The following is a 25748-nucleotide window of genomic DNA, read 5'->3' as shown; positions in this document are numbered from 1 at the left end:
CAGACGCGGGGAATAATGCCCACCAATGTGGGTGTGTTCCCAGTGAATGGAAGTGAGACGGATGGAGGAGCGACATGGCGCTGCTGCTACGCGAAGCGCTCGGTGACAGCCTGCGGCGCGTCCGCATGTCCCAGAGCAGGACACTACGTGAGGTGTCGAGTATGGCCAGAGTGAGTCTTGGATACCTTTCTGAGGTTGAACGCGGGCGTAAGGAAGCATCCAGCGAGTTGTTGGCGTCTATTTGTGATGCCCTTGATGTCGAACTAGCTGATGTGCTCTTCGATGTAAGCGCGTTGCTCGCCGGGGTTTCGCCTGATGTTCATGGTCGCGGGCCGACTGCAGTGGACAACAATGCGGCAACGACCCAAAGCTCGGACGGCGCTGCGCGTGTGGTGATTGCGCAACCACAATCAGAAAACGTGGTCGTCAGTCCAACGGGAGAGCTTGTCGCTGCTTAGTCAGTGAAATGTCGGGGACATCCCGGATGCGCATGTCGGAGCGGCACGCTAGATTCAACAAAGCACCCCTGGATCCCGCATCTGTTGCGTGCCCGCGTGACTATTCGGCTAGCGTGTACGACCGCGGGTAAGATCGCGGCTGAGGGTGAAACGAAATCGACGGAGGTTGGGGAAATGGCAAACCCATTTACTAAATGGTGGCTCTACATGAAAGCAAAAATGAATGCTTCCATCGACGAAAATGCCGACCCCAAAGTCCAAATACAACAAGCTATTGAGGACGCGCAGCGCCAGCACCAAGCATTGTCCCAGCAGGCGGCAGCAGTTATTGGAAACCAACGCCAGTTGGAAATGCGTTTGAACCGGCAGATCGCTGAAGTGGAAAAACTTCAGGCGAGCACTCGCCAAGCACTGCAAATGTCTGAGCAGGCAGCCGCTCAGGGCGATGCACAGCGCGCTCAGCAGTACGAAAATGCAGCCGAAGCATTTGCGGCGCAGCTTGTCACTGCTGAATCCAACATCGAAGATCTTAAAGCTTTGCACGACCAATCAGTAGACGCGGCCAAACAGGCCAAGCAGGCAGTCGAACAGAACGCACTGATGCTGCAGCAGAAGCTAGCCGAGCGGACCAAACTGCTCAGCCAACTCGAACAAGCAAAAATGCAAGAGCAGGTTGGCAACTCGCTCCGCTCCATGTCTGAGCTTTCCGCCCCTGGTAATACTCCAAACCTTGACGCTGTGCGCGACAAGATCGAACGACGTTACGCCAATGCGCTCGGCACGACAGAGTTGCACAAGGGCTCGGTCCAGGGCCGCATGATGGAGGTGCAGCAAGCATCGGTCCAGATGGCTGGGCACAGCCGCCTTGAACAAATTCGTGCCTCCATGAAGGGCAACCAAATTGCTGGTGGCGCAGCTCCAGCAACGGAAGGTGCCCCGCAGGTAGCCGCCGACAAACCGGGGCAAGCTGCGCCGGGACAAGCAGAGCCCAACGCAGCGGGATGACCCCGCATCGTGACGGTGACTGGCGGTGAGTCGTAAACCAACCGGAAGTGGGCACTTCTTCCGAGACTTACATGGCAGGGTCACTGACGCGATTACCCGCTTAAGCGATCCGCGCGAAAAGCACATCCGCAAGACACGGAAAGCAAAGCGGCGGTCTGTTCGATTTGGAACAACGTCGGGTGTGGCAGGGGGCGGCACTGTAGCACTTGCCATCTCCTCCGCACCTGACTGGACAGTCATCACAGGCGGCGGCATCACGGCTTTGTGTGCCGTGCCAGCCGTCATGGCCTGGCAACGCTTCCGGAAATACAAGGCCGAACCGCTGCCACCAATTCGCCCTCAGCGGCGGTTCCACCCCGGATATACGTCAGCTGCATACGACCCACTTCTGCGCTTAGGCGACGTCGAGCAAAGCTTGTACCGATTGCTCACCGTGCTCTCCAGGTCCCACGTTGTGCCTCACGACGAGATCGAAGAAATATCCGTTGTCAGCACAGCCGCCGCTGATGCGCTCGAAAGCGCCGCCCGCGATATCGTCGAGATGGAACACGCCCAGCGGTCACTGCGTGGTTCCTCATCGCACGTCCATCGCCAAGACCTCTCAGGTCCAATTGAAGCGCTGGTTGACCGCATCAATAGCGGCGTAGCTGAAGTCCAAAAACTCGCCGAAACAGCCACCGTTATGACGCAAGCCGCATTCGGCCCACAACCTGCGGGACCACTGGAACAGGTCGACAATCATCGCGCGCAACTTCGTGATGCAGTCGACCGGTTGGAGGGCCTTACCTACGGACTGAGGGAACTGCACACGGTGTGGACCGACGCACCACCCTCGGTAGGTTCCGCAGAAGCTTTGCACCCGACGCCTGCGCCGCCAACACGTGCGCCGTGGTCAGATCCGATCGGGCGGCACCACGAGGCCTCGATAGAGCCCCGCCCCGCGCAACCTAAGGATAAAAACCGCCCTCGCGAAACCTACTGATCCATGCCATCGGGGCGATCCCTGATCTTTCCCGGATCTTGCCGCCAGGGCGCTGACTTTGACTCCAAACCCTGTCACGCTTGAACTACACAGGCATCGGAGAAAGCATCCGTGCGAACAGGCGAGAAAGGACCATCATGGTACTTAAGGTTATTGGCGCGGTCGTCGTTATCTGGATCGGGCTCATGATCGTGGGTTCGCTATTCGGCGCGCTCGTCAACACGATTTCAACTTTGTTGACGCTCACGTTGATTGGCGCTGCTGCATACTTCATCTACAAAGCTGTCAGTGGTGGCAAAAACTCCACGAACTCGACAAACCCCGATCAGTATCGGTTTTAACTGTCTGAAAGGACACTATGCGGTTCGCAGTTGTTGCTGGACCTGATCCAGGCCACGTCTTCCCCGCGATGGCGTTGTGCCGGAAGATTCAGTTAGCGGGCGACGACGCGATCCTCTACACCGGACGACGATGGCTCGACCACGCAGCAAGTTTCGGCCTTGATGCGCGCGAGTTGCTAGGCCTCGACCTCCCATTTGGTGCAGACGACTCGGACCTTGGGCGGCGCATCCACGAACGCGCGGCCACCATGTCCACCGCTATGCTTCGCGAACTTAACCAGGCCATGCCGGACCTCGTGGTGTCGGACGTGATTACGGTGGCAGGTGGACTGACTGCGGAACGCTTAGGTATTCCTTGGGTTGAGTTGTCACCGCATCCGCTGTATCTGCCGTCGCGAGGCCTCCCGCCACTAGGGAGCGGTCTGGCGCCGGGCACCGGCCTCACGGGTAGGGCCCGTGACACTGTATTACGCGCTTTGGTGGCACGAGATCGACGGAGGGGTGCAGCGCAGCGAGCACGTGTTCGGGCAACGATTGGTTTGCCCGAACAGGACAGTGGACCACGTGCACGTCTGATTGCGACCGTTCCTGCACTTGAGGTTGACCGACCGGATTGGCCGAGCACAGCGCACCTGGTGGGGCCTCTGGTGTGGGAACCGACATCGCAGGAATTGCGTGTTCCACAGGGCGAGGGTCCGGTGGTGATGGTGTCTCCGTCAACGGCTGGTCACGGCGGGGCACAAGGCGTCGTTGAATCAGTTGTCGAAGCCTTAACGCCCGGTGATACGCAATATCGTGTGCTGGCAACCTTGTTGGGCGCCCAGCCGCCATCATTGCCTGAGTGGGTGAGTGCGGGCGCGGGCAACCAAGACGTGGCATTAACGCATTCGGATGTGTTGGTATGCGGGGGCGGTCATGGCACGGTTGTGCGGGCACTTTTGGCAGCTGTGCCTCTTGTGGTGATTCCGGGAGGCGGCGATCAAACCGAGCTTGCCGCGCGTGTACGTAGGCTAGGCGTCGGGGAGGTTGTACGACCGCGGCCAGATGGCTCGATTGACGGCGCACGAGTGCGACAAGCAATCGATACCGTACTGGGTGATCCGAAGTACCGGGCGGCTGCGCGCGCAGCTGCTGAAAGCGCACATCGAGTCGAGGACCCTGTCAGCGTCTGTAGGGCTAGCGCGCAGTAGTTTTTCCAGCCAGAGAGTGGCCGATCTGTCGCAGTGCGTGCGCCTGTCGTGTATCGCGACTACCGTGGTCGCGTGCGGTTAACTGAGTTTCACAACAACATCCAGTCCGTATTCGGGCCTGCCATGGCCCCAACAGTGTTGCGCGACCATGTTCTTGCGTCTTTGGGCGGGATTACTGCTGAGCGGGCTGTCGAAAAGGGCGTTGGGTTGCGTGATGTGTGGTGGGCTCTGTGCTCAGATTTTGATGTTCCGCGAGACAAATGGTGATTCTGAAACTTCTGACGTCAAACTCGACGCCGAACCGGCAAAGAACTAGTAATCGAACATATGTTCGGTATAGTGTTTGTTGTCGCACTTTGGTTGTCCACAACCGATTTGTTGTGAGGCACTATCCACAGGCACAGGCGAGGGAACACAAAAATGTCAGAGTCCAGTCGTACTGTAGCCATGAGTTGGGCAATACACGTTCGCGCTTGGGGCTGAAGGCTTCACCGCGTGAGAAGGAGATTACTGACATGGCACCCGCATATGACCGCGAGAAGGCACTCGAACTCGCGCTAGCCCAGATTGATAAGTCGTTCGGCAAGGGCTCTGTGATGCGACTGGGGGATGAGCCGCGTCAACCGATTGCTGTGATTCCGACAGGGTCGATTGCGCTTGATGTTGCCCTCGGCATTGGCGGGTTGCCACGTGGTCGCATTGTTGAAATCTACGGTCCGGAATCTTCCGGTAAAACCACGGTTGCCCTGCACGCTGTAGCCAACGCGCAGAAAGCGGGAGGTATCGCAGCGTTCATCGACGCCGAGCATGCGCTTGATCCCGACTATGCGCGTGCGCTCGGGGTTGATACTGACGCACTGCTCATATCCCAGCCCGACACGGGGGAGCAGGCCCTAGAAATCGCGGACATGCTTATTAGGTCCGGGGCCATCGACATTCTTGTTGTCGACTCAGTGGCAGCGCTTGTCCCACGCGCCGAAATCGAAGGCGAAATGGGCGACAGTCACGTAGGTCTGCAGGCCCGATTGATGAGTCAAGCCCTGCGGAAGATGACATCAGCTATCAGCGGCACTGGCACAACAGCGATCTTCATCAACCAGTTGCGCGAAAAGATCGGCGTCATGTTCGGCTCGCCCGAAACGACAACTGGTGGTAAGGCACTCAAGTTTTATGCCTCAGTTCGGCTAGACGTTCGACGGATCGAAACTTTGAAAGACGGAGCCGACGCAGTAGGTAACCGCACCCGCGTCAAGGTTGTGAAGAACAAGGTATCTCCGCCGTTCAAGCAAGCCGAATTCGACATCATCTATGGCACCGGCATCAGCCGTGAGGGCTCGCTGATTGACATGGGTGTGACGCACGGCTTCGTCCGCAAATCTGGCTCCTGGTTCACATACGAAGGAAGCCAGCTTGGCCAGGGCAAAGAAAACGCACGCAAATACTTGCTCGAAAACCCCGATGTGGGCAACGAAATCGAAAAGAAAGTCCTCGAAAAGCTGGGCATCGGCGCCGTACTAAGCGACGAAGCTGAGGCCGCGCCCGCCGAATTCTGATGTCCCGACACAATCAGAACCCCGATACGCAGAACCCCGAGCCGCAGGTCGAACAACCAGCCGAAAGCAAGACGCCGGAAGAATGGGCGGCTCGGGCGAAACAATTCTGCCTTCGTTGGTTAGGGGCACGAGCACACACACGGGCCGAACTCGCCGAAAAAATGCGGCGCAAAGGAATACCCGAGGACATCGGTGAGTCGGTACTCGACCGGCTCACCAAAGTTCACCTCATCGACGACAACGATTTTGCGCACACCTTCGCCCGATCACGCCACCAGTACTCAGGCAAAGGGCGCGCCGTTCTCGCGCAGGAACTGAAACGAAAAGGCGTCGGCGAAAACGACGTACGTGACGCCCTCTCCACCATTAGTGACGAAGACGAACGCAACAAAGCGCACGAACTCGTCACAAAACGCCTTCGCAGCCTCACAAAAGTTGATTGGTCCGACCCAAACGAACGACAACGAGCCGTTCGCAAACTAGTCGGAATGCTTGCGCGACGCGGATACCCGCCGGGACTGTCCTACGGAATCGTCGCCGACGCAATCCGCGCTGAAGCGCCACAACCGATCGAAATAGACACCTTCGAACCAGAGTCATTCGATACTGAATAGCTCCGATACCGAAAAACACTGATACTCAAACAGCGGCTTCTGAACGGCGTATCACGCCAGAGCAGCCGAGTTGCTTTGCTGCGCCCTGCTTAAGCGAATATGCACCATTGTCAAGGCCAGGCCCAAACTGAGGCCAGCAACATCAGACATCACACCGAAATGCACAAGCAGCAAACCAGCCGCAGCCAACCCAAGTCGCTCCGCCACAGAAATCCGGGCCTGGAAGTAACCAACAACGGCGATACCAAGGAAAAACACCCCAGCAATTGACGACACCGCAGCCTGCGTGCCCTCAACCCAATTGACTTCCTGCAACAACAACTCAGGGCTGATCACAAAGAAGAACGGAACAACAAACCCAGAAATGGCGATGCGAACAGCATTACCGCCCGTCCGGATCGGATCGCCACCCGACACCCCACACGCCGCATAAGCCGCCAAACACACAGGTGGAGTGATGTCCGCCATCACACCGAAGTAATACACAAACAAGTGGGCCGACAGAACCATCGCCACCGTCGCCTGCGGCAAATCACCCTGCAACAAAATCACGATGGCAGGCGCAGCCAAAGTCGCTGTCACCACATAATTCGCGGTCGTTGGCAAACCAATACCCAAGATCAGACACGCCAACATTGACAACGCGAGCACCGGAATCAAATACCCGCCACCAAGGCCAATCAACCCATCCGCGAGCTTATGACCCAAGCCCGTCAGCGTGATCATTCCGGCCAAGATCCCAGCAGCCGCACACGCCACCACAATCGGCAACGCAATACGCGTAGCACCAACAAGACCATCCACCAGGCTCGCCATCGACAACTTGTCTGGCGATTCACTCCGCCACCGACCAAACAACGCCACCAACGGCGCAGTCACAGCCGCATACGCAAACGACAACACAACAACCGACCACGCCCGACCAATGTCAGGCAACGCCAACTCGACGACAAACTTCACCAACCACAACACAGCAAACACCAGCACAAAAGGGACCACCATCTGCCAAGTGCGCTGCACAACAAGCGCGAACGAATCAGCTGGATCCTCGTCAGAACTGAAACCCTTACGACGAGTCACCACCTGAGTCGCTATCGCCACAACGACACCCAACGCAAGCGCAGCGATGGTCATCCGATTCAACTGGGACAACCCAGGCGCCACCGCGGCCAACGCCACATACAGCAACCAAGAAACAGCACCAACCACAGTCGTCCAGCCCAACAACTGAGCACTCCCCACCAAACGGCTCGACACAGGTGGCGGAGGAGCGGGCAAAGGCCCTGCCGAAGGTGACGCCGCAAAAACAACAGGGGCGAGAAGTTGGACCAGAATATTAATCCCAATCGCGATACCGATGGACGACATAGCCGCGAACGCAGGGCTGAATCCGAGCGACAACAAAATGAAGATCGCAACGATCGGAATCAGCAAGTAGCCTTTCGCGCCCATGATCTGTCGAACACTAGGCAACAACGATTTCGGGATGCCGCCGATGCTCATCTTCTTTGAATCAAAATGAATAACCACAAACTGTGCGACGAAGAAGAGAATGGCCGGAATGATCGCAGCCTTAAGGATGTCGGCATACGGTATACCGGTAATTTCCATCATGATGAAAGCGCCAGCACCCATGATCGGTGGCGCAATCTGACCACCGGTCGACGACGCCGCCTCCACAGCGCCCGCATAGTTGGCCTTATAGCCCGACTTTTTCATCATGGGAATCGTGAACGCACCATTGCTGACGGTATTGGCGACAGACGAACCAGTAATTGTTCCCGAAAAAGCACTGGTTGCTACACCCACCTTGGCGGTGCCACCCGTGGACCAACCTGTGGTTCCAAGTGCGACATCGGTGAAAAATCGCTCCATTCCCGTGCGTTGCAAGATCGCAGCAAAGATCAAAAATAGAAAGATGATTGTCGCTGACACACGAACAGGCGTTCCAAAAATTGCTTCATCAGTGAAAAACGAAGTATTGACAATGCGATCAATGCTGATGCCTCCGTGGCGAAGAAAGCTCGGAAGAACAGGTCCGTAGTAGGCGTATGCCAGCATGAGACTCGCTAGGATTACCAACGCACTGCCGAGGACGCGCTGGGCTGCTACCAGAACTAAAAGAAGGCCTGCTGTGCCAACCGCAATATTGGTTGGATCAAGAATGCCAGCCGTACGACTGATTGTTGCGTAGTTGGAGAAAACGTAATACCCAACGTAAACACTGAGGCCGGACAATATGACGTCACCAAGCGGGATTCCCCACACGGATATAGGTACGTAACGTGCGGCTTGAACCAGCACGAGGACACCGAGTGCGGGTAGGACGACGTGGAGACCAGCAATGTCCTGCAGGAACAGTGCGGCGAGCGTCAGCAATCCCGCGATGGTGAGGAACCAACCGAAGTATTTTTGCTTCTGCGTTTTCTGTTCCTTGACTGGATACAGCAAAAAGATGAGACACAGCGCGAGTGACACATGGAATGGGCCCTGCTGGCGTGCAGGCAATGAGCCCTCAAACATGGGCGAAGTCAAGACATGAAAGACTGCAAACGCCAATGCGACGAAAAAAACTACCCACCGCCATACCTTGCGCGAATCTACTCGGGTATTGACGTCACTGCCGAGAGCGTCATGTTCTTCTAACTCCGCAATGTCTTCCTTCAGCGCCTTCAGGTTTTTGTCCAGAAGAGGCTGCACAACAGGCTGAGTCGAAGGCGAACCCGGGCGACGGCTCGTGTTCTCCGAATGATTGCTGGTCATCGTTGCCTTTCATCATCGTTGCCTTCCTCGGCATTGCCTGTCATCGGCAGCGGAATACGTAAAGCGTGCGGCCGAGTTAGTGACCCTTCGACACGCGAAGATCCACTCGGTCGCCGGGGCGAGTCAGATCAAGCAGGCGAACTGTGTCGCCATTGGCGGTGGTCAAGGTGTGGTTGACGGCTTCGCTCCCCACGATCAATGGAATAGTGCCAAGCGGTCGGTCGTGGTGTAGAACTCGAAACTGACCGTCTTCGTGGAGAAAAGTTGTCGTCACGCCGTTTATTGTTTCGGGGCCCGACGGAAGATTTGCGCCATTTCGATTGAACACCATTTCTCTCATCGTCAGCTCAGCGCTGTCGTTTACAGAAAAAACTTCCCACACGGGTTGCTTGTGAACGGAATGAATATGTTCCATTTCGATTGGGTCGCCAGGGGCAATAGGGGTGGAGTAGAGAACAGTGTCAGTCGACGGTTGATAGACCTCAAACTTCATTAAGTCACTGCCTACTGAACAGGCGGCTGTTGCGATGGTGACAACGAAGCATGCCGAAACAGCGCATAAGCGGGACCCTCGATTCGTTCGAGAGTCCCGCCTACGTGTGGGCTTGGTTATCACCGAACGCTAATGCCCTGTTCTTCGTAGAAGCGAACTGCACCTGGGTGGACTTCGACTGGTCCGAGGCCGTCTACTGCGGTGTTGAGGAGCATGTCGCGCGCTGCCGAGTGCTGAACACTCCGTGCGTTTTCGTACATCACTCGTACAAGCTCGTATGCCAGTTCGTCGTCGAGATCAGCCTTGGCGTAGAGAGTTGCCCACGCTGTGACAGTGCGGTTGGTGTTGTCAACGCCACGGTATGTTCCGCCCGGGATCTGATGTGGCGACAGTAGTGGGTTTTCCGCAAGTAGGCGATCAAGGGCCGCGCCTTGGATGTCGAGCAAGACCACATCGTTGGTGGTGGCGAGTTGTTCGATGCTGCCTGTGGGCGCTGCGAGAATGCCAAATGCGGCATCGACCACCCCGTCACCGAGGTTTGTCGCCGCGTCGCCAAAACCGCTGTCGAGGGTGGCATCGAGATCTGTGGCGGGGTTAATTCCGTAGGCCTCGAGAACTTGCGCGGCGAGTGCGCTCGTCGCGCTGCCAAGGGGCCCCATTTCAACGCGTTTCCCGCGCAAGTCCTCAATGGAGGAGATACCTGAGTCGCGAGTGGTGACAATCTGCAAAATCTCGGGGTAGATGTTGCCCAGCGCCCGTATGTCTGCGGGGTCTGCCAATGGGTTGTCAGCGAAGTCTCCGGAGCTCGTCACTGCATCGGCGGCGGTGGCATTGACGGACATGATGAGCTGCACTTCGCCCTGGTCGAGTGCGCGAAGGTTTTCTACGGAGGCACCACCAACGGTGGCGGTGACGCTGATGTCATCAATGTTGTTGCTCCACACGCTGGCGATTTCGCCGCCGAGCGGGAAGTAAGTTCCGCCGGTGGAGCCGGTTGCGAGCGTGAGGTCGTTTCCGTCGCCGACTGAGCAACCAGCGAGAGCCAGTGAAGCGACTGCAATGGTGGCCGCAGCAACCCGACTGCGGGCACCTATCGTGCGCCCAAAGTGTGTGGTGGTCATAGGGAGATTGCACCCTCTCGTTGCGTGTGGCTTCAAAGAAGCACTGGGCATTCCAGGTCTAGTGTTCAACAAAATTTGGTGCAGTACGGACAAATTCAGGTAACAACCCAATGACACACACCAAAAAGGTGCGTTGGTGGGGTAGTCGTGGGATGCCGGTGGGATTGGGTTTAGTTTGACCTCGTCCGTACCCTGGAACAGTGGACTTAGACGTTTCCGTTGCTGCTGTCGCTGACGGCGGTGCTTCGCGTGCCGCCTCACCGACGCGTACTTATCAGATTCGCACCTACGGGTGTCAGATGAACGTGCACGATTCTGAGCGCCTGTCAGGGCTGCTCGAAGAGTCCGGGTATGTCGCGGCGCCGGACGAGGATGCGCCGGACCTAGTGGTGTTTAACACGTGTGCTGTGCGCGAAAACGCCGACAACAAGCTTTATGGCAACTTGGGGCGTCTTCGTCCGTGGAAAGACGTCAACCCTGACATGCAGATTGCGGTGGGTGGCTGTTTGGCCCAAAAAGACCGTGATGTTGTGGTGAAGAAGGCGCCCTGGGTTGATGTGGTTTTCGGTACCCACAACCTCGGTGCGCTGCCCGCATTACTTGAGCGTGCTCGGCACAACGCCGAGGCGCAGGTCGAAATCATTGAGGCGCTGGAGGCATTTCCGTCGGCTTTGCCAGCCAAACGTGATTCAGCGTATTCAGGTTGGGTATCGATCTCTGTTGGCTGCAACAACACGTGCACATTCTGCATCGTTCCTGCGCTTCGCGGTAAGGAAGTAGATCGCCGTCCGGGTGACATCCTTGCCGAGGTTAATGCACTGGTATCTGAGGGCGTCCTCGAAGTGACATTGCTGGGGCAGAACGTCAACTCGTATGGACGTTCGTTCGCGGATCCGTCCATTGCACGTGATCGCGGCGCTTTTGCAGACCTCCTTCGCGCATGCGGTGACATTGAGGGCCTTGAGCGGGTGCGATTTACTTCCCCGCATCCAGCAGAATTCACCGACGACGTGATCGCAGCGATGGCGGAAACGCCCAATGTGTGTCCACAATTGCATATGCCGTTGCAGTCGGGTTCAGACTCGGTTCTGCGGGCTATGAGGCGGTCATACCGCAAGGAACGGTTCCTCGGGATCATCGACCGTGTGCGTGCTGCGATGCCGCATGCAGCAATCACCACAGACATCATCGTGGGGTTCCCAGGAGAAACTGACGAAGACTTTGAGCACACCTTGGACGTCGTGCGCAAAGCGCGTTTCGCCAGTGCCTACACGTTCCAGTACTCCAAGCGGCCAGGCACACCAGCAGCGGAGATGGAGAACCAAATTCCGAAGGCTGTGGTGCAGGAACGCTACGAACGCCTCATCGAGTTGCAGGAACAGGTCAGCCTCGACGAAAATCGCAATCTCATCGGTACCGAGGCGGAAGTTCTTGTCGCCAAGGGCGAGGGCCGCAAAGACGCAGCCACTCAACGTATGAGCGGACGCGCGCGGGACGGTCGACTTGTCCACTTCCGCCCGGTGGGTGACATTGATCAGAGTATTCGCCCAGGCGACATTGTCACGACCGTCATTACCTCAGCGGCACCGCACCACCTGGTCGCTGATGGTGAAGTTTTGTCGCACCGTCGAACAGCTGCCGGTGACGCGGTCGCTCAAGGTCTCACCCTCAAGACCGGGCCTATCGACACGACACCAATCGGAGTCGGTTTGGGGATGCCGCGACTCGGTGCACCACCCGTGCCACAGCCAACACAGACAACAGGATGCTGCTGATAATGACCACATCAACACCACGTGTTCCTGATCCCTCAGAGTCGTTCCGCTCGGACGTAGACCCGGAGCGTCGGCGGCTCGCAGGAGAAATTGATCCAGGTATACGCGCCCTCGTCGCAGCAGTATTTGTGCTGCTTCTTCTCGGCACGTTTGCGTTGCCTCACACCGGTTCAGTTAACGGATGGCAGGTGCTCACAAATTCTGCGGCGGCCCAGGAAGAGTCGATCAAGATCATGTCGCAGCTGTTCGTGTGGTTTGCGATGGTCTTCGGTGTTGGATTTTCGATCCTTGGACTCGTGCGGCGCCGGTGGATTGCGTCACTCGTTGCAGCGGGTGGTTCGTTTGTTGGGTCCGTGCTCGGAATGCTGGCGATCTGGTCCCGTCAAACACCCCCTATCGCTGAAGCGACAGTGACGTCCGGTCCTGGAATCGGTCTCGTGCTGGGGTTGGTGTGCTTGGTTGCGTTATTCCTCACGTGGTTTGGTGTGGCGCTAACGAGAAGCCCCGAAACCACTGCGAAGCCTGTCCAATAACGACTTAACCGAAACAGTGCCCTACGAAACAGTGCCCCAGGGAAATCCCCGGGGCACTGTTTCGTATCTCAGCGTTTGCCTATGTCAGAGCTTGTCTAGCTCAGCGCGAGCTCACTGCGTTTTCCGCAGCATCGGCCCATTCACGCCACTGCTGAGCTGAAGCTCGGGCCTTCTCTGCGTCTTTCTTCCGTCCTGCAGCTTCAGCCTTCTCAGCCTGCTCCTCGAACTGTTGTACTCGCTCGCGGAACTGGGCTGCGCGCGCTTCTGCCTCTGGGTCTGAACGGCGCCACTGCGAATCCACAGCCTCCCGAATGCGGCTCTCAATTGCTTTGAACCGGGACTCGAGGTCGTGCATGCGCTCGCGTGGGACACGGCCAGCGGATTCCCACTTTTCCTGGAGCGTGCGCAGGCCCGCTCGGGCAGCATCGAGATCCTTGGACGGGTCCAACGACTCGGCAGCCTTGAGCAGATCTTCCTTGACTGTGGCGTTCTCTTCGAACTCGGCGTCGCGTTCCGACGCCGCAGCATTGCGTGCCGCAAAGAATGAGTCCTGAGCAGACTTAAAGCGTTTCCACAAGGCATCGTCTGCCTCACGTGGCGCGCGACCAGCAGCTTTCCATTCCTTCATCAGGTCTCGGAACGCCGCGGCAGTAGCGCCCCAGTCAGTAGACGTCGCCAGACTCTCGGCCTTGTCAGCGAGTTCTTCTTTACGTGTCTTAGCGGAGACTCGTTCCCGATCAAGTTCGGCAAAGTGGGCGCCTCGGCGGCGGTTAAACGCGTCACGCGCCTTAGAGAATCGTTTCCACAACGCGTCGTCAGTCTTGCGGTCTATACCGCGGATCGCTTTCCATTCGTCGAACATTTCCCGTAGGCGATCACCAGCGGATTTCCACTGGGTTGCATTCGCGGCGAGATCTTCTGCCTCCACGCATAGTTCTTCTTTGCGTTCAATCAGTTTGGCCCGGTGTTCTTCGCGCTTGTGTTGCGCCTTTTCCGCAGCTTTATCTGCGCCGGACATGATGGCGTGCAGCCGCTTTTCCACCGCAGCGACGTCACCAATAACTGTTGCGGTGGGGAGCGCCTCGATCAGATGCTGAGCAGCGCTCTTCGTCTTTTTGGGTTCGCTAGCTCCGGTGGCAAGTCGCGCCTCAAGCAGTTCAACCTCGGTGACAAAGTCATCAAATCTCCGCGCGAAGTGTGCAAGGCCTTCGTCCCGGTCACCTGCGTGCCATGAACCAATTTGGCGTTCTCCGTCGGCGGTAATCAGCCACACTGAACCATCTTCATCGATCCGGCCGAACTGGGAAGGCAAGGCCTTAATGCTCGGTGCTGCGTGTTCGTGACCTGCACTGTTGACGGGTGCGCCTGGCTTGGGGTGGGTGCTCTCGGTCATGGTTCCTCATCTCTGCCGCGCGTCACGGCTGCCGTGTCCACCGGGCATTAGCGCGGTGAAACTGCGAACTTGTGCCAACTGTCATCTTTGGCGCCTCTTCCATTCAACAGTGTTGCGGCGTTGGAAGCCATCACTTCGCGTGAGACGGGGTTTGGCGAGCCGTATGTGATGGTAGTGATTTCGCACGGCCGAGTGTCCGTCGGTAGCGTGTATCTGTGTTTGTTGCCGCTGGCTTTGTCCCTAGTCCGCCGCTGCTAGTCCCTGAACTGTGTGGGGCGGCGGCGCGTGAGACTGATGATCTTCGTGCCGCCGCTATTGGTGTCGCGTCAGCTCTGGCGGCTGTCGCGGATTCATGGATCTTGGTTGGTGAAGGTACCTACCCGGCAAGTGGTGTGAAGGCAGGAACATTCGCTGCGTACGGGCGTGACGTGCGCGTCGCTTTGCGCCCGGATGTCATCAGCGAGGTTGATCCAGAGTGGCCGCTAGCAATGTTGATTGCCGGTTGGTTGCGGAGCCGTGCAGCACCGCATGTGGAAATTCACCCGGAGTTAATAAGTGCTGGGACTAGCCCAGAAGGCGCAGTCGAAATGGGTCGACGCCTGCGGGAACAGTGCGACAAAAGTGCCGAACCTATTGCGGTGTTGCTGATAGCTGATGGTTCTTGTCGGGTGACATACAAGGCCCCTGGTGCTTTTCATGATCGCGCTCCGCTGTTTGAGAAGAATCTGGCGACAGCGTTGGACGCTGGAGACAGTGCCTTTTTGGCAGGTTTGGACGTGGAGGAGTGCGCCGAACTAGGCGTTTCGGCGCGACCGGTGTGGAATCTACTCGCCGGGTTGGTGGGGGAGTCGCCCACTGTAGAACACAGGTTTGATTCTGCTCCGTACGGTGTTGGCTACCACACGGGAGTGTGGACCCCGTGATTCGGCCAGTTGTAGTTCTAGGACCAACAGCATCCGGTAAATCGGATCTAGGTCTTGACCTAGCGGAACGGCTTGGTGGCGAAGTAATCAACATCGATGCGATGCAGCAGTATCGCGGGATGGACATCGGGACGGCGAAGCTTCCGGTTGATGAGCGCCGGGGTATCCCGCACCACCAGATCGACACTCTTGACGTGACCGAGATTGCCACCGTCGCCAACTACAAAACCGCAGCTACCGCTGACGTTGAAAACTTGCTCGCGCGGGGTGTCACCCCGATTATCGTCGGCGGATCGATGTTATACATCCAAGCTCTTGTCGATGATTGGAAGTTTCCCGCTACCGACCCTGCCGTGCGTGCCAAGTGGGAGGCGCGGCTGCAGGAAATCGGCGTGGAGGCGCTGCACGCTGAACTTGCCCGTGTTGATCCCGAAGCCGCACAAACAATTTTGTCGTCCGATCCTCGCCGAACCGTGCGGGCACTTGAGGTCATTGAATTAACTGGGCAGCCGTTTGCTGCGTCGGCTCCGAAGATCGGCGAACCCCGGTGGGATGCACTGCTTGTGGGGGTGGATCGCAACACCGAAGAGTTGGATGCGCGCATTGCGAAGCGCACCGAGGTGATGTTTCAGTCCGGCCTTGTCGACGAAGTAAAAACCCTATTGGGTCAGGGGTTACGTGAGGGAGTGACGGCTTCGCGGGCGATTGGCTACGCGCAAACCATTGCTTCGATCGACGGTGAATATGACGTTGCGAGGGCGCAGGAACTGACGGAGCAGGGGACGCGCCGGTATGTGCGGCGGCAGCGGTCGTGGTTTCGCCGTGATTCGAGGATTCATTGGGTCGATGGTGCAGATTCGGCACCCGCTGATGCTGTTATAAGGATTTTTGGCCGCTAGGCCTGACGTTAGCGGCCTTTAAGCATTGCTTGTAGAGCTGGGCTAGTGAGCCCGGTTACTCCCAGTTGACAGCGCATGAGCGTCGTGTAAACATCAAAGTGCTAATACATTAGTTAAATAAGGTAGGAACATGATCCTGTACCGAATTGACAAGGCATCGGGCATCCCCGCCTATGTCCAACTAGTTACCCAAACCAAACGTGCACTCCGGCTCGGCCACCTCGCTGTCGGAGAAAAACTACCCACCGCAAAAGAGGTTGTCGCAGAACTCGCGATCAACCCCAACACCGTCTTGAAGGCCTACCGAGAACTCGAAACCGAAGGCCTCGTTGAACCGCGAGCGGGCCTCGGCACCTTCGTCACCACGTCGCTGGCGAAACCGGGAATGGCCGAAACCGACAGCCTCCGCGAACAACTGCACCAGTGGATTCGCTCAGGCCACAACGCCGGACTCGAGCGAGACGACCTCGATGCACTCGTTGCCGACGAACTCGACACCTACTTTCGGCACAACACAAATGCCCAAGGAGACTTCTGATGACCACAGAACACGCATTGTCGTTCAACAACGTCGACAAGACATTTGGCAAAAATGCTGCCCTAACCGGGTGCACAACTCACGTCAACGTCGGCACCATCACCGGACTGATCGGCGCCAACGGTGCGGGGAAATCCACCCTCATGTCCGTCGCTGCAGGGCTCACGCGGCCGGACGGCGGATCTGTCACTGTTCTCGGTCAAACACCGTCACAGCGCAACATTCCACATGGTGTGTCCTATTTGGCGCAGCATAAACCGCTCTACCGATCCTTCACCGTGGCCGAGATGCTCAAGTTCGGAGCTGAAACAAACACCAGCTGGGACAACGACTACGCCACTGAGATCGCGACTAGCACCAAATTGTCCCTCGGAACCAAGATCAAAAACCTCTCGCCGGGACAACGCACGATCGTCGCCATCGCCCTCGTACTAGGCCGTAAGCCGCAATTCCTCATGCTTGACGAGCCGATGGCCGATCTCGATCCGCTCGCACGCCGTACCGTCGCACAGATTTTGATGGCGGACGTAGCCGAACGAGGCACAACAGTGTTGCTGTCCTCTCATGTCCTCAGCGAAATCAGTGACCTCGCTGACGAAATGATCCTCTTGGGCACAGGGTCAGTGCATCTGCAAGGTCCCATCGAGGACGTCCTCCACGACCACTTCGTGCTGACAGGACAAGGTGATCCACACACCGTTGTCGGTTCAGCGACCTTGGTCGAAACACGAGGCTCATCCCACATGCGCACCCACCTCTTCCGAGGTCCCGCACCCCACATCGCCACTAGTGATTGGGCTGTGGCCCCTGTGACGCTTGATGACGTCGTGCTTGGCTACCTGCGCACCGAGGACGTGCCACGATGATCAAAACAACTTGGCGGCAGTATCGAACACTTGTTGTCCTCACCGGCGTGGCATTCGCGGCGCTCGCAGTCGGCGCCCTGGCAAGTAATCAAGTCCTCCGAAGTTACAGCGCCGACACTCCGGGACCGACGCCAATGCCGAGGTACGACGTCGATCGATGCACCGAAATTGCGTGCATTGCCGGGTCGTACATGGGAATAACCTCAGCGCTCTTGTCCGGTTTGGTTTTCCTGTTCGGCGCCCTCGTTGGAGCGACGTTGACGGCGCGACCACGGGATACTGAAACACACATTTTGGCGTTCACCCAGTCGTCCTCACGTTGGTCGTGGATGAGCAGCCGAGTCCTCGTGGTGGTGTTGCCTCTGAGCATTGCCGCGGGACTGCTCGGCGCAGCGTACGCGACGACACGAACACCAGAATTTGCGGGCGTCCCAGGGCGCTTCTCCTACGACATTTATGTGTTGTGGGGGCCAGTGACCGCGGCGATGATGTTCGCATCCATGATGGTAGGCGCCGTGCTTGGCCTGTTTCTAAAAAGCACATATGCGGTACCAGCTGCGCTCGTTGCGGTGATATTAGGCGGAATGATCGTTGGGGGTTTCCGCAGTGAGCTGACGCCGCCGGAAACTCGCGCCGAAGCACTGCATACCCTCTGGACTGGGACGGGCATCGATGACAGCCCCGAGTCGTTTGCACGATACCGCGACTGGGAGTTTCGGCGCGCAATCGAAGACTTCAACGGCGACCCCATCGGGGATCAGGCCGTCCTATGCCCTCGCAGCTATGGAAGCCAAAGCATCGAGGTGGACAGGCAAAGATTCGTCACCAGTTCCGATGAACTCGTCTCATGCCTGGAGGAAAACGGGGCTCACCAAGTCACCGTCTACTACCACCCAGACGAACATTTTTGGACCGTTCAGTTCCGCGAATCGATGCTCTACCTGCTAGCCGGACTGGCGTTGCTGATACCCGCGCGACTGCGCATTTCCCGCCTCTGACCTGCAGCCAGACTTTGAAGGATAAGGACAAGACTTATGAATTCACATCGTGCTCGCATTTACGCGGCTACCTGGCGTCACCACCGCGCCCTGGTCTTCACCGTGTTCATTACCCTGGCTGTAGCTGTCACGGCGATGGGAATTGCCCGTCTCATCCATGAATTTACCTGGACAGATAGGACAGGAGCAGCCCCGAGCGTCTGGAGCAACGCCACCGGGGTGCTCAATTTGGGAGCTCACGGCTCGGTTCTCCTACCGGTCCTGCTGGCCATGATCGTCGGAGCGGGTGTGGTAGCCCGCGATCTCGACAAGGGATTGCACACACTGGCTTTCACCCAAGAAGTGGCACGACGCGAGTGGTACACCGCGATCGTCGTGACTGTGTTCGTGCCAATCGCACTGGCCATGGCTATCTACGGGCAACTCGTCATCTGGTTACGATCCACGACACGTTTTGAATGGGCGGGACGATTCAGCATCGAGTATTTCGCTAACACACCGCTCATAGCTGGATTGGCCACACTGTGCGCGCTGTTGGTTGGTGCGACGATCGCACTCATAATTCGGCACCCATTGGCGGCCATCTCGGTAACCGCGATCGTTGTGCTTGGCGCTGGTGTCCTCATCGCCACTATGTTGCGCCCGAACTATGCACCGCCCAGCGTTGATGTCCAGACGGTGGAGGAGGGGGTATCTGGCGGAGGGCAAAGCGTGGGCTACTTTTCCTACTCCCGTACTTACAACGATTGGACGCTGGAGCGCTTATTCGTCAACGCTGAAGGTGACGACATGAACATTCCTCGGGATGCCTGTGTTCCTGCAACAAGCTATCAGAGTCCTGTGGAGCCCGTTCCTGGTGAGAGCGAAGCAGAATTTAACGAGCGACTCGATGTGTATTACGACGAAATGGATGCCATTCAGCGGATTCGTGAAGCGGAAGAAGCGCAATGTTTGCGTGAGCTTGGCGCCGACCGATTTGAAGTCCGCTACCACGAGGACTCCCAGTTTTGGCGCTTCCAACTCACTGAGGCCATGCTTCTGATCCTGCTCGGCGGCATAGCAGCAGTCGGCGCTGTGTGGCGGGTAGGTCGGCTGAACTAAATCGTCCTGTGTTCCACCGTGATCAATTACGGTGGGCACAACACTTAACTGGCACAGGGAGAAGATCTAATGGCAGACATCACGGCAGACAGTGCACGGGTTGCGATTGTCACCGGCGCAGCGCGCGGAATCGGTGCGGCCGTTGCGCAGCGTTTGGGGCGTGATGGGCTATCCGTTGCAGTTCTCGATCTCGACGAGTCCCGATCCGCTGAGACGGTCGCCGCGATCGAACGTGACGGCGGACGCGCCATCGCGGTAGCTGCGAATGTGGCTGATGAAGAATCGGTAGGAAACGCCGTGGAGGTTGTTTCCGAGCGGCTTGGCGCCCCAACCGTGTTGGTCAACAACGCTGGCATCATTCGGGACAATTTGCTGTTCAAAATGACGACCGACGACTGGGACCTGGTCATGGATGTCCACCTGCGAGGGGCGTTCCTTATGACGAAAGCTGTGCAGAAATTCATGGTCGACGCCAATTTTGGGCGGATCGTCAACTTGTCGAGCACATCTGCGCTCGGCAACCGTGGGCAAGCTAACTATTCGGCCGCCAAGGCTGGAATGCAGGGCTTCACAAAGACGTTGGCGCTTGAGCTAGGACGGTTCGGTGTCACCGCCAACGCCATCGCGCCCGGCTTCATTGCGACGGAGATGACTGCTGCTACGGCGGAGCGCGTGGGCATGGAATTCGAAGAGTTCAAGAAGGCAAGTGCCGCACAAATCCCAGTAGGACGCGTGGGTGTGCCTGACGACATTGCTCACACTGCATCATTCCTCGTGAGCGAGGGGGCTGGATTCGTTTCGGGTCAGGTCATTTACGTTGCTGGTGGACCCCGGGACTGACCAATGCGGATATTTGAGTCCATCGACGCGCTCACGAAAGCAGCAGGGGAGTCGCTCGGCGTAGGCGAGTGGCACCGCGTCACCCAAGAGCAAGTGAATCAGTTCGCCGAGGCCACGGGGGATCAGCAATGGATTCACACTGACCCAGAACGGGCCGCACAGGGGCCGTTTGGCACCACCATCGCGCACGGGTACCTCACGTTGGCGCTGCTGCCACTGCTCATGCGTTCGGTTTACCGAGTTGATGGGCTGGCAATGGCGGTGAATTACGGAGTGAACAACGTCCGTTTTCCGGCACCACTGCCAGTTGGGGCTCGTGTGCGGGCATCTGCCGTTCTTGAATCCGTGCGGCCCCACCGCGGCGGGCATCAAGCCGTAGTGAAAGTGACGGTGGAGCGCGAAGGTGAACGACGTCCGGTATGTGTGGCAGAAACGCTAGTTCTGCTGTTTTCTGCCACACACTCATAAGGTCTTACGGCGTCGAGAATGATTTCACTGTGAGCTTCTCGATGTGAACTTCACCTGTGCTGATGTTGAACACAGCTGGGTTGACGAGCTGGTCCGCAGAGTGCGGTTCGGCAACACCTGTCACGTTCCAGCAGCCGGCAGGAAGGTCAATTGAGACAGCGCCGTTTGCATCAGAAAACCCTGTAGTGGTGTGCGCGGCGGTGCTGCCGCATGGCGCGAGAGTGACAGCGGTGTCTGGGCGCGGTGCTCCATTGACGTCCGACACGACGGTGAACCTTGCTGTTCCTGTTGTCCGCTCTTCTGTGTGGCGGAACGCGATACGGATCAAGGCAACGTCGTCGGGGGCAGTGACAACTCCGTGCGCAAGTCCGTATGGCTCAGGCGTGAACTCGGCGGGATGGCTTTCGAGCGTGACGGCAAAACACCCGACAGGAACGGGGATGCTCACAGTGCCGTCAGCGCCGGTGGTGCCTCGCCCCAACTCTGCTGGATTGGAGCTGTCGCCGTTGGGCAGATCCCGCGGGCATGTTTCTTTGACAGCGAAGGTGACGCCTGGGACGGGATCAAAAGTTGGTGTGTGAGCTTGGATGGAGAAGTATCCGCCGCGTTGCTGCTCGGTGCTAGCTGGTGTCGCGGACGCAGGTTTTGTCGCCGCGGTGGGGGCGGTTTTCGATGGGTTACTTTGTGGCGCTGTACTTGCTGGCGCTGTCTTTTCGGTGTCGGGTGCAGCCGGGCTGTCTGCGTCATCTGCAGCTGTGTCATCTGCATCGGGCGCGATAACGTTTTCTGTTGGCGTCGCTGAGTTTTCGAGCGCGGCGCTCGTCGAGTCAGTCGTGTCGTTACATGCGCTCAGCAACAATGCTGCACAGGCCAATACTGCTGCGCTTGCACGGTAGGTGCGAACTCGCATTGTGTAGTTCTCCTTGTATGTTCAGGGTCAGGGTGACGACCCGCGTTGCCCGACCGCAACGGCTGTCGTATACGTCACATCTAACCTCCCAATGTGAGTGTTACGCGTAAACCCGGTCTGTTGCCGACCTGTTACCTGAACGTGATCTTGATGACGTCGACACGACTTCTCCACTTACATCGGGGACGCCGTATCCTCGATTGTTATGGCAGCACCATTGAGCGGCGGCATCCCCTTCAGTAAGGGTCACGGCACGCAGAACGACTTTGTGATCCTTCCCGACACCGAGGCGCAGCTATCACTCACGGAATCACTCGTTACTGCTTTGTGTGACCGGCAGCAAGGGATCGGTGCTGATGGTGTGCTGCGAGTCGCTCGAACATCGGCTCTCATCGAAGCGGGCGTGCTCGAAAGTGCACCAGACGGTGTTGCTGCCACAGATTGGTTCATGGACTACCGCAACGCCGACGGTTCCATCGCTGAGATGTGCGGCAACGGAGTGCGGGTATTTGCTCACTACCTGTGTGCATCGGGCCTCGAAACCAGCGCTGAATTTACGGTGGGCAGTAGGGCGGGCGCTCGTCCCGTCATTGTGCACAGCGCCGACGCGGCTAAGGGTGAGGTCACCGTTTCCATGGGCCCCGTGCGCACCCTAGGGAACAGTGTTGCCGAAATCGACCACCGTAAGTTTTCTGGAATTGGCATCGATGTGGGCAATCCACACCTGGCCTGTGTCGTTCCTGAATTGTCGGTAGACGAATTGCGTGCGCTTGATATCAGCGGCCCGCAATACGACGCCGACTTTTTCCCGACCGGGGTGAACATCGAAATCGTCACTCCACTGCTGGATGGCGCAGTGCACATGCGTGTTCATGAACGAGGCGTCGGTGAAACAAGATCTTGCGGAACAGGAACGGTCGCTGCCGCTGCAGCGGCACTCGCCGACGTAGGTCAAACCGAAGGGACTGTTGTTGTGCATGTGCCTGGCGGTTCTGTCGCTGTGACCCTTGATTCAACAGGCTCCTTCTTGCGTGGCCCGTCCGTGTTGGTCGGCAGTGGCGAACTTAATCGGCTGTGGTGGGAAAATAATTGATCGCCGTAGGCGTGAATGCCCCGTATCATCGAAAGCAACACATCAGTAGATAAGGGGTGACCGCGCTTTTGCGGCAATCAGTGAATACTTTCTCGAACGACGACGATGCAATCATGTCCAACAGTGACATCGAACTTTCTGGCGGCACTGAGTTTTCTGACGGCACTGAGTTTTCTGGCGATAACGGAAATTCAAGCGACAGCGAAATTTCAAGCGACAGCGAAATTTCAAGCGACAAAGCCTCAGCGCGAAGCCGGGTAACTCCATTATCAGCTGATCCATCGACAGGTGAGCTCCAGCTAGAAGAGCGCACATCGCTGCGTCGCGTTCGTGGACTTTCGACAGAACTCGCAGACGTCACAGAGGTTGAGTACCGGCAGCTACGACTAGAGCAGGTAGTCCTCGCAGGTATCTGGACTTCAGGTAGCGCCGCGCATGCAGAAGCGAGCCTGCGCGAACTTGCAGCCCTCGCCGAAACGGCCGGATCAGTTGTCCTCGAAGGGCTGATCCAACGCCGCGATAAACCTGATGCCGCTACATATCTCGGTTCCGGTAAGGCCGCTGAACTGCGTGAAATCGTCATCAGCACCGGTGCCGACACCGTAATTTGCGACGGCGAATTGACGCCAGCTCAGCTGACAGCGCTTGAACGTGTTGTCAAAGTCAAGGTGATTGACCGAACGGCGCTGATCCTCGATATCTTTGCCCAACACGCCACATCCCGCGAGGGCAAAGCTCAAGTGTCGCTTGCCCAAATGGAGTACATGTTGCCGAGACTCCGCGGTTGGGGTGAAGCGCTGTCCCGGCAGGCCGGTGGTCGCGCAGGCAGCAATGGCGGCGTGGGCTTGCGTGGTCCAGGTGAAACAAAAATCGAAACAGACCGCCGACGAATTCGCGAACGTATGGCGAAACTGAAGCGGGAAATCGTTGCGATGAAGAGTTCGCGCGACACGAAGCGAGCTCGTCGACAGCGGAACCAAGTTCCCTCGATTGCGATTGTGGGATACACCAACGCAGGTAAGTCGAGTCTGCTGAACACGCTGACAGACGCTGGTGTCCTGGTCCAAGACGCTTTGTTCGCAACGCTCGACCCCACGACGCGTCGGGCAACACTCGACGACGGACGCGAAGTCGTGCTGACTGACACTGTTGGGTTTGTTCGTCACCTTCCCACTCAATTGGTCGAAGCATTTCGGTCCACGTTGGAAGAAGTGGTCGACGCCGACATCCTGCTCCATGTTGTTGACGGCTCGGACGAGTTCCCACTGGGACAAATTGATGCCGTGCGGCACGTCATCAACGACGTGATCCGCGAACAAGATGCTGTCGCACCGCCAGAACTGTTGGTGATCAACAAGATTGATGCAGCTGATCCGCTATCACTAGCCAAGCTGCGATCTGCACTTCCTGACGCGGTGTATGTGTCAGCGCATACGGGCGCTGGGATACCGGCACTGAAGAAACGGCTCGTGGAAGAGCTAGTCCGCAAGGACGTGGACGTGCTGGTAGAAGTGCCGTATGCGAGGGGCGAACTCGTGTCCCGCATCCACGCAGAAGGCACTGTGGAACAGGAGACACACGAGCAGAACGGAACCCGCATCAGAGCGCACGTTCCACCTGCACTAGCCGCCGCGCTGAGCGAATACGCACTGTAGGCGAGATGGATTGCAACAACACGATGGGGACTGGCGCGCGCATGGTTCGTTCGGCTACAGTCCTCACATGTTGCGCCTTCCTACTAGGGGGCGTCCCGGCTGCGTTTGCCCAACCAGCGAGCGAAACATTGGAACCAGCGCAACCAGTGGGGCCTGTACCTGAGCCTCTGTGCTTTCCTGATGATCGCGGACTGGAAGAGCTATCTGGCCTCATTGTGGTTGACGGGACTGTGTACGCCATTCCGGACGGGGGCAGCGAGGTGGCTGTGGCTGAAATGGCGGGAGTGCTCGACGGCGACTGCACCGTGACGCAGTGGATCCGCGACACCTTAAATCCGTTTGATCCCGAAGACTTATCAGCGCATGACGGGAAACTGTGGATCGCGGATGTTGGGGACAACCGTCGCCTTAGGCAGACAGTGGCGCTGATCAGTCTTGATCCAGAAACGGGCAGTACTGCACTGCACCGACTCGAATTTCAGGACAACCGACCTCGAGATTCGGAAACCCTCCTCATCGATCGCTTTGGGATGCCGATTATCGTGTCGAAATGGTTTGGGCTGGGAGAGGTTTTCACCCCAGTCGGTCGGAAAAACGTTGACGCTTTGGCATCACCCGGCCCAACTGCACTTGAGCACCACGGTGATGTGGCGTTCCCCATCACCGGTACACCCGGCGGCCCCATCGAAGTTGTGGGGTCGACATTAGCTACCGGCGGGGCCGTGAACAGTGACGGCACCATCGCGGCGATTCGCACGTATACCGATGTGTATTTCTACGCCAATGCCGACGGCGATCTTTTACGCGCCTTGAACTCTGAACCTGTACGGATCCCGATACCGAATGAGCCGCAGGGTGAGGCAATAGCTTTCACCGAATCGGGTGATCTTCTCACCGCATCGGAATTAGGTTTCGCCATCACAGGTGACCCCAACCGGCCACCCGACGGTGACGAACCTTTGCCGCCGATAAACATCATTCGGGACGTCGAATCATTTGTCTGGAACACCCTGCAAGAGCGGGGACACTCAGTACCGGAACGGTTGCTGCCGCCTGCGTCATCCGGGGGCGGCATAGGCGGATCTGGCGAAACGTCGGCAAGTGCCACCGAGGAGAACGACGGCCTACTGTCGGACCGAATGTTTATCGCTGCGGCGATATCGACAGGCATTGTCCTAGCGATAGTTTTGGCAGGGGCAACTACGGTGCTGTGGAAACGGTTCCGTCGCTAAGTAC

26 protein-coding genes are annotated in these 25748 nt (G+C 57.7%); 21 read left to right on the top strand and 5 right to left on the bottom strand.

Annotated elements, in window-relative coordinates:
• The first annotated feature begins 74 nt into the window (after nucleotides 1-74).
• The 8 genes from IEW73_RS05345 (at nucleotide 75) to IEW73_RS05310 (ending at nucleotide 6143) form a co-directional block, all read left to right on the top strand.
• A complete protein-coding gene (locus tag IEW73_RS05345) occupies nucleotides 75-458 on the top strand; it encodes a helix-turn-helix domain-containing protein (RefSeq protein WP_188671340.1) in 384 nt (127 codons plus the stop codon).
• A gap of 174 nt (nucleotides 459-632) precedes the next feature.
• A complete protein-coding gene (locus IEW73_RS05340; protein ID WP_188671338.1) occupies nucleotides 633-1463 on the top strand; it encodes a PspA/IM30 family protein in 831 nt (276 codons plus the stop codon).
• Between the two features lie 25 nt (nucleotides 1464-1488).
• Entirely contained in the window at nucleotides 1489-2445 is a 957-nt protein-coding gene (pspM, locus tag IEW73_RS05335; RefSeq protein ID WP_188671337.1) for a phage shock envelope stress response protein PspM, read from the top strand.
• A 137-nt stretch (nucleotides 2446-2582) separates the two neighbouring features.
• Nucleotides 2583-2786: a hypothetical protein gene (locus tag IEW73_RS05330; protein WP_188671335.1), complete on the top strand. Its 204-nt coding sequence runs from the start codon at nucleotides 2583-2585 to the stop codon at nucleotides 2784-2786.
• A 17-nt stretch (nucleotides 2787-2803) separates the two neighbouring features.
• On the top strand, nucleotides 2804-3976 hold the full coding sequence (locus IEW73_RS05325; protein ID WP_188671333.1) for a glycosyltransferase: 1173 nt from the start codon (nucleotides 2804-2806) through the stop codon (nucleotides 3974-3976).
• Between the two features lie 72 nt (nucleotides 3977-4048).
• Complete coding sequence (locus IEW73_RS05320) at nucleotides 4049-4243, top strand: DUF3046 domain-containing protein (RefSeq protein WP_188671331.1); 195 nt, start codon at nucleotides 4049-4051, stop codon at nucleotides 4241-4243.
• Between the two features lie 248 nt (nucleotides 4244-4491).
• The gene (recA, locus tag IEW73_RS05315; protein ID WP_229675772.1) at nucleotides 4492-5529 is read left to right on the top strand and encodes a recombinase RecA; all 1038 of its coding nucleotides are present in this window, start codon (nucleotides 4492-4494) and stop codon (nucleotides 5527-5529) included.
• A complete protein-coding gene (locus IEW73_RS05310; protein ID WP_188671329.1) occupies nucleotides 5529-6143 on the top strand; it encodes a regulatory protein RecX in 615 nt (204 codons plus the stop codon). Before recA ends, IEW73_RS05310 begins: the two co-directional genes overlap by 1 nt.
• Nucleotides 6144-6194: 51 nt before the next feature.
• Here IEW73_RS05310 and IEW73_RS05305 read toward each other — a convergent pair whose 3' ends face one another.
• The 3 genes from IEW73_RS05305 to IEW73_RS05295 form a co-directional block, all read right to left on the bottom strand.
• The gene (locus IEW73_RS05305) at nucleotides 6195-8906 is read right to left on the bottom strand and encodes a TRAP transporter permease (RefSeq protein ID WP_188671327.1); all 2712 of its coding nucleotides are present in this window, start codon (nucleotides 8904-8906) and stop codon (nucleotides 6195-6197) included.
• 76 nt (nucleotides 8907-8982) lie between these two features.
• Nucleotides 8983-9399, bottom strand: coding sequence for a DUF1850 domain-containing protein (locus IEW73_RS05300; protein ID WP_188671325.1), 417 nt, complete (start codon nucleotides 9397-9399; stop codon nucleotides 8983-8985).
• Nucleotides 9400-9518: 119 nt separating this feature from the next.
• Nucleotides 9519-10520 (bottom strand): TAXI family TRAP transporter solute-binding subunit, encoded by a 1002-nt coding sequence (locus IEW73_RS05295; RefSeq protein ID WP_188671323.1) that lies wholly within the window; start codon nucleotides 10518-10520, stop codon nucleotides 9519-9521.
• A gap of 200 nt (nucleotides 10521-10720) precedes the next feature.
• Between IEW73_RS05295 and miaB the strand changes: the two genes are divergently transcribed.
• Nucleotides 10721-12295: a tRNA (N6-isopentenyl adenosine(37)-C2)-methylthiotransferase MiaB gene (gene miaB, locus IEW73_RS05290; protein ID WP_188671321.1), complete on the top strand. Its 1575-nt coding sequence runs from the start codon at nucleotides 10721-10723 to the stop codon at nucleotides 12293-12295.
• Between the two features lie 2 nt (nucleotides 12296-12297).
• The gene (locus IEW73_RS05285) at nucleotides 12298-12828 is read left to right on the top strand and encodes an Rv2732c family membrane protein (protein ID WP_188671319.1); all 531 of its coding nucleotides are present in this window, start codon (nucleotides 12298-12300) and stop codon (nucleotides 12826-12828) included.
• A gap of 100 nt (nucleotides 12829-12928) precedes the next feature.
• On the opposite strand, the gene IEW73_RS05280 is transcribed toward IEW73_RS05285, so the two are convergent.
• Entirely contained in the window at nucleotides 12929-14221 is a 1293-nt protein-coding gene (locus tag IEW73_RS05280) for a DUF349 domain-containing protein (RefSeq protein ID WP_188671317.1), read from the bottom strand.
• A gap of 215 nt (nucleotides 14222-14436) precedes the next feature.
• Here IEW73_RS05280 and IEW73_RS05275 point away from each other — a divergent pair, with 215 nt between their 5' ends.
• The 8 genes from IEW73_RS05275 (at nucleotide 14437) to IEW73_RS05240 (ending at nucleotide 20854) form a co-directional block, all read left to right on the top strand.
• Entirely contained in the window at nucleotides 14437-15144 is a 708-nt protein-coding gene (locus tag IEW73_RS05275; RefSeq protein ID WP_188671315.1) for a class III extradiol ring-cleavage dioxygenase family protein, read from the top strand.
• Nucleotides 15141-16043, top strand: a complete 903-nt coding sequence (gene miaA, locus IEW73_RS05270) for a tRNA (adenosine(37)-N6)-dimethylallyltransferase MiaA (protein WP_188671313.1) — start codon at nucleotides 15141-15143, stop codon at nucleotides 16041-16043. The genes IEW73_RS05275 and miaA overlap by 4 nt, the downstream gene beginning before the upstream one ends.
• A gap of 130 nt (nucleotides 16044-16173) precedes the next feature.
• A complete protein-coding gene (locus tag IEW73_RS05265; RefSeq protein ID WP_188671312.1) occupies nucleotides 16174-16581 on the top strand; it encodes a GntR family transcriptional regulator in 408 nt (135 codons plus the stop codon).
• Nucleotides 16581-17447: an ABC transporter ATP-binding protein gene (locus IEW73_RS05260; RefSeq protein WP_229675770.1), complete on the top strand. Its 867-nt coding sequence runs from the start codon at nucleotides 16581-16583 to the stop codon at nucleotides 17445-17447. Before IEW73_RS05265 ends, IEW73_RS05260 begins: the two co-directional genes overlap by 1 nt.
• Nucleotides 17444-18445, top strand: coding sequence for an ABC-2 membrane transporter-related protein (locus IEW73_RS05255; protein ID WP_188671310.1), 1002 nt, complete (start codon nucleotides 17444-17446; stop codon nucleotides 18443-18445). Before IEW73_RS05260 ends, IEW73_RS05255 begins: the two co-directional genes overlap by 4 nt.
• Nucleotides 18446-18481: 36 nt before the next feature.
• Nucleotides 18482-19546, top strand: coding sequence for an ABC-2 membrane transporter-related protein (locus tag IEW73_RS05250; RefSeq protein WP_188671308.1), 1065 nt, complete (start codon nucleotides 18482-18484; stop codon nucleotides 19544-19546).
• 69 nt (nucleotides 19547-19615) lie between these two features.
• Nucleotides 19616-20386 carry a 3-oxoacyl-ACP reductase FabG gene (fabG, locus tag IEW73_RS05245; RefSeq protein ID WP_188671307.1) on the top strand — a complete coding sequence of 257 codons (771 nt, stop codon included), beginning with the start codon at nucleotides 19616-19618 and terminating at the stop codon, nucleotides 20384-20386.
• Nucleotides 20387-20389: 3 nt separating this feature from the next.
• On the top strand, nucleotides 20390-20854 hold the full coding sequence (locus IEW73_RS05240) for a MaoC family dehydratase (protein WP_188671305.1): 465 nt from the start codon (nucleotides 20390-20392) through the stop codon (nucleotides 20852-20854).
• Nucleotides 20855-20858: 4 nt separating this feature from the next.
• Here IEW73_RS05240 and IEW73_RS05235 read toward each other — a convergent pair whose 3' ends face one another.
• Nucleotides 20859-21764, bottom strand: a complete 906-nt coding sequence (locus IEW73_RS05235) for a collagen binding domain-containing protein (protein WP_188671303.1) — start codon at nucleotides 21762-21764, stop codon at nucleotides 20859-20861.
• 229 nt (nucleotides 21765-21993) lie between these two features.
• Between IEW73_RS05235 and dapF the strand changes: the two genes are divergently transcribed.
• The 3 genes from dapF to IEW73_RS05220 all read left to right on the top strand — a co-directional run bounded on the left by dapF (nucleotide 21994) and on the right by IEW73_RS05220 (nucleotide 25744).
• Nucleotides 21994-22857, top strand: a complete 864-nt coding sequence (gene dapF, locus IEW73_RS05230) for a diaminopimelate epimerase (protein ID WP_188672970.1) — start codon at nucleotides 21994-21996, stop codon at nucleotides 22855-22857.
• A gap of 113 nt (nucleotides 22858-22970) precedes the next feature.
• Nucleotides 22971-24512 (top strand): GTPase HflX, encoded by a 1542-nt coding sequence (hflX, locus tag IEW73_RS05225; protein ID WP_188671301.1) that lies wholly within the window; start codon nucleotides 22971-22973, stop codon nucleotides 24510-24512.
• 5 nt (nucleotides 24513-24517) lie between these two features.
• Nucleotides 24518-25744: a hypothetical protein gene (locus IEW73_RS05220; RefSeq protein WP_188671299.1), complete on the top strand. Its 1227-nt coding sequence runs from the start codon at nucleotides 24518-24520 to the stop codon at nucleotides 25742-25744.
• Nucleotides 25745-25748: the final 4 nt, after the last annotated feature.

This window comes from Hoyosella rhizosphaerae (assembly GCF_014643175.1).
Classification (GTDB): domain Bacteria; phylum Actinomycetota; class Actinomycetes; order Mycobacteriales; family Mycobacteriaceae; genus Lolliginicoccus; species Lolliginicoccus rhizosphaerae.
The sequence above is the reverse complement of the archived record's forward strand: the minus strand, read 5'-3'. Positions and strand labels throughout refer to the sequence as shown.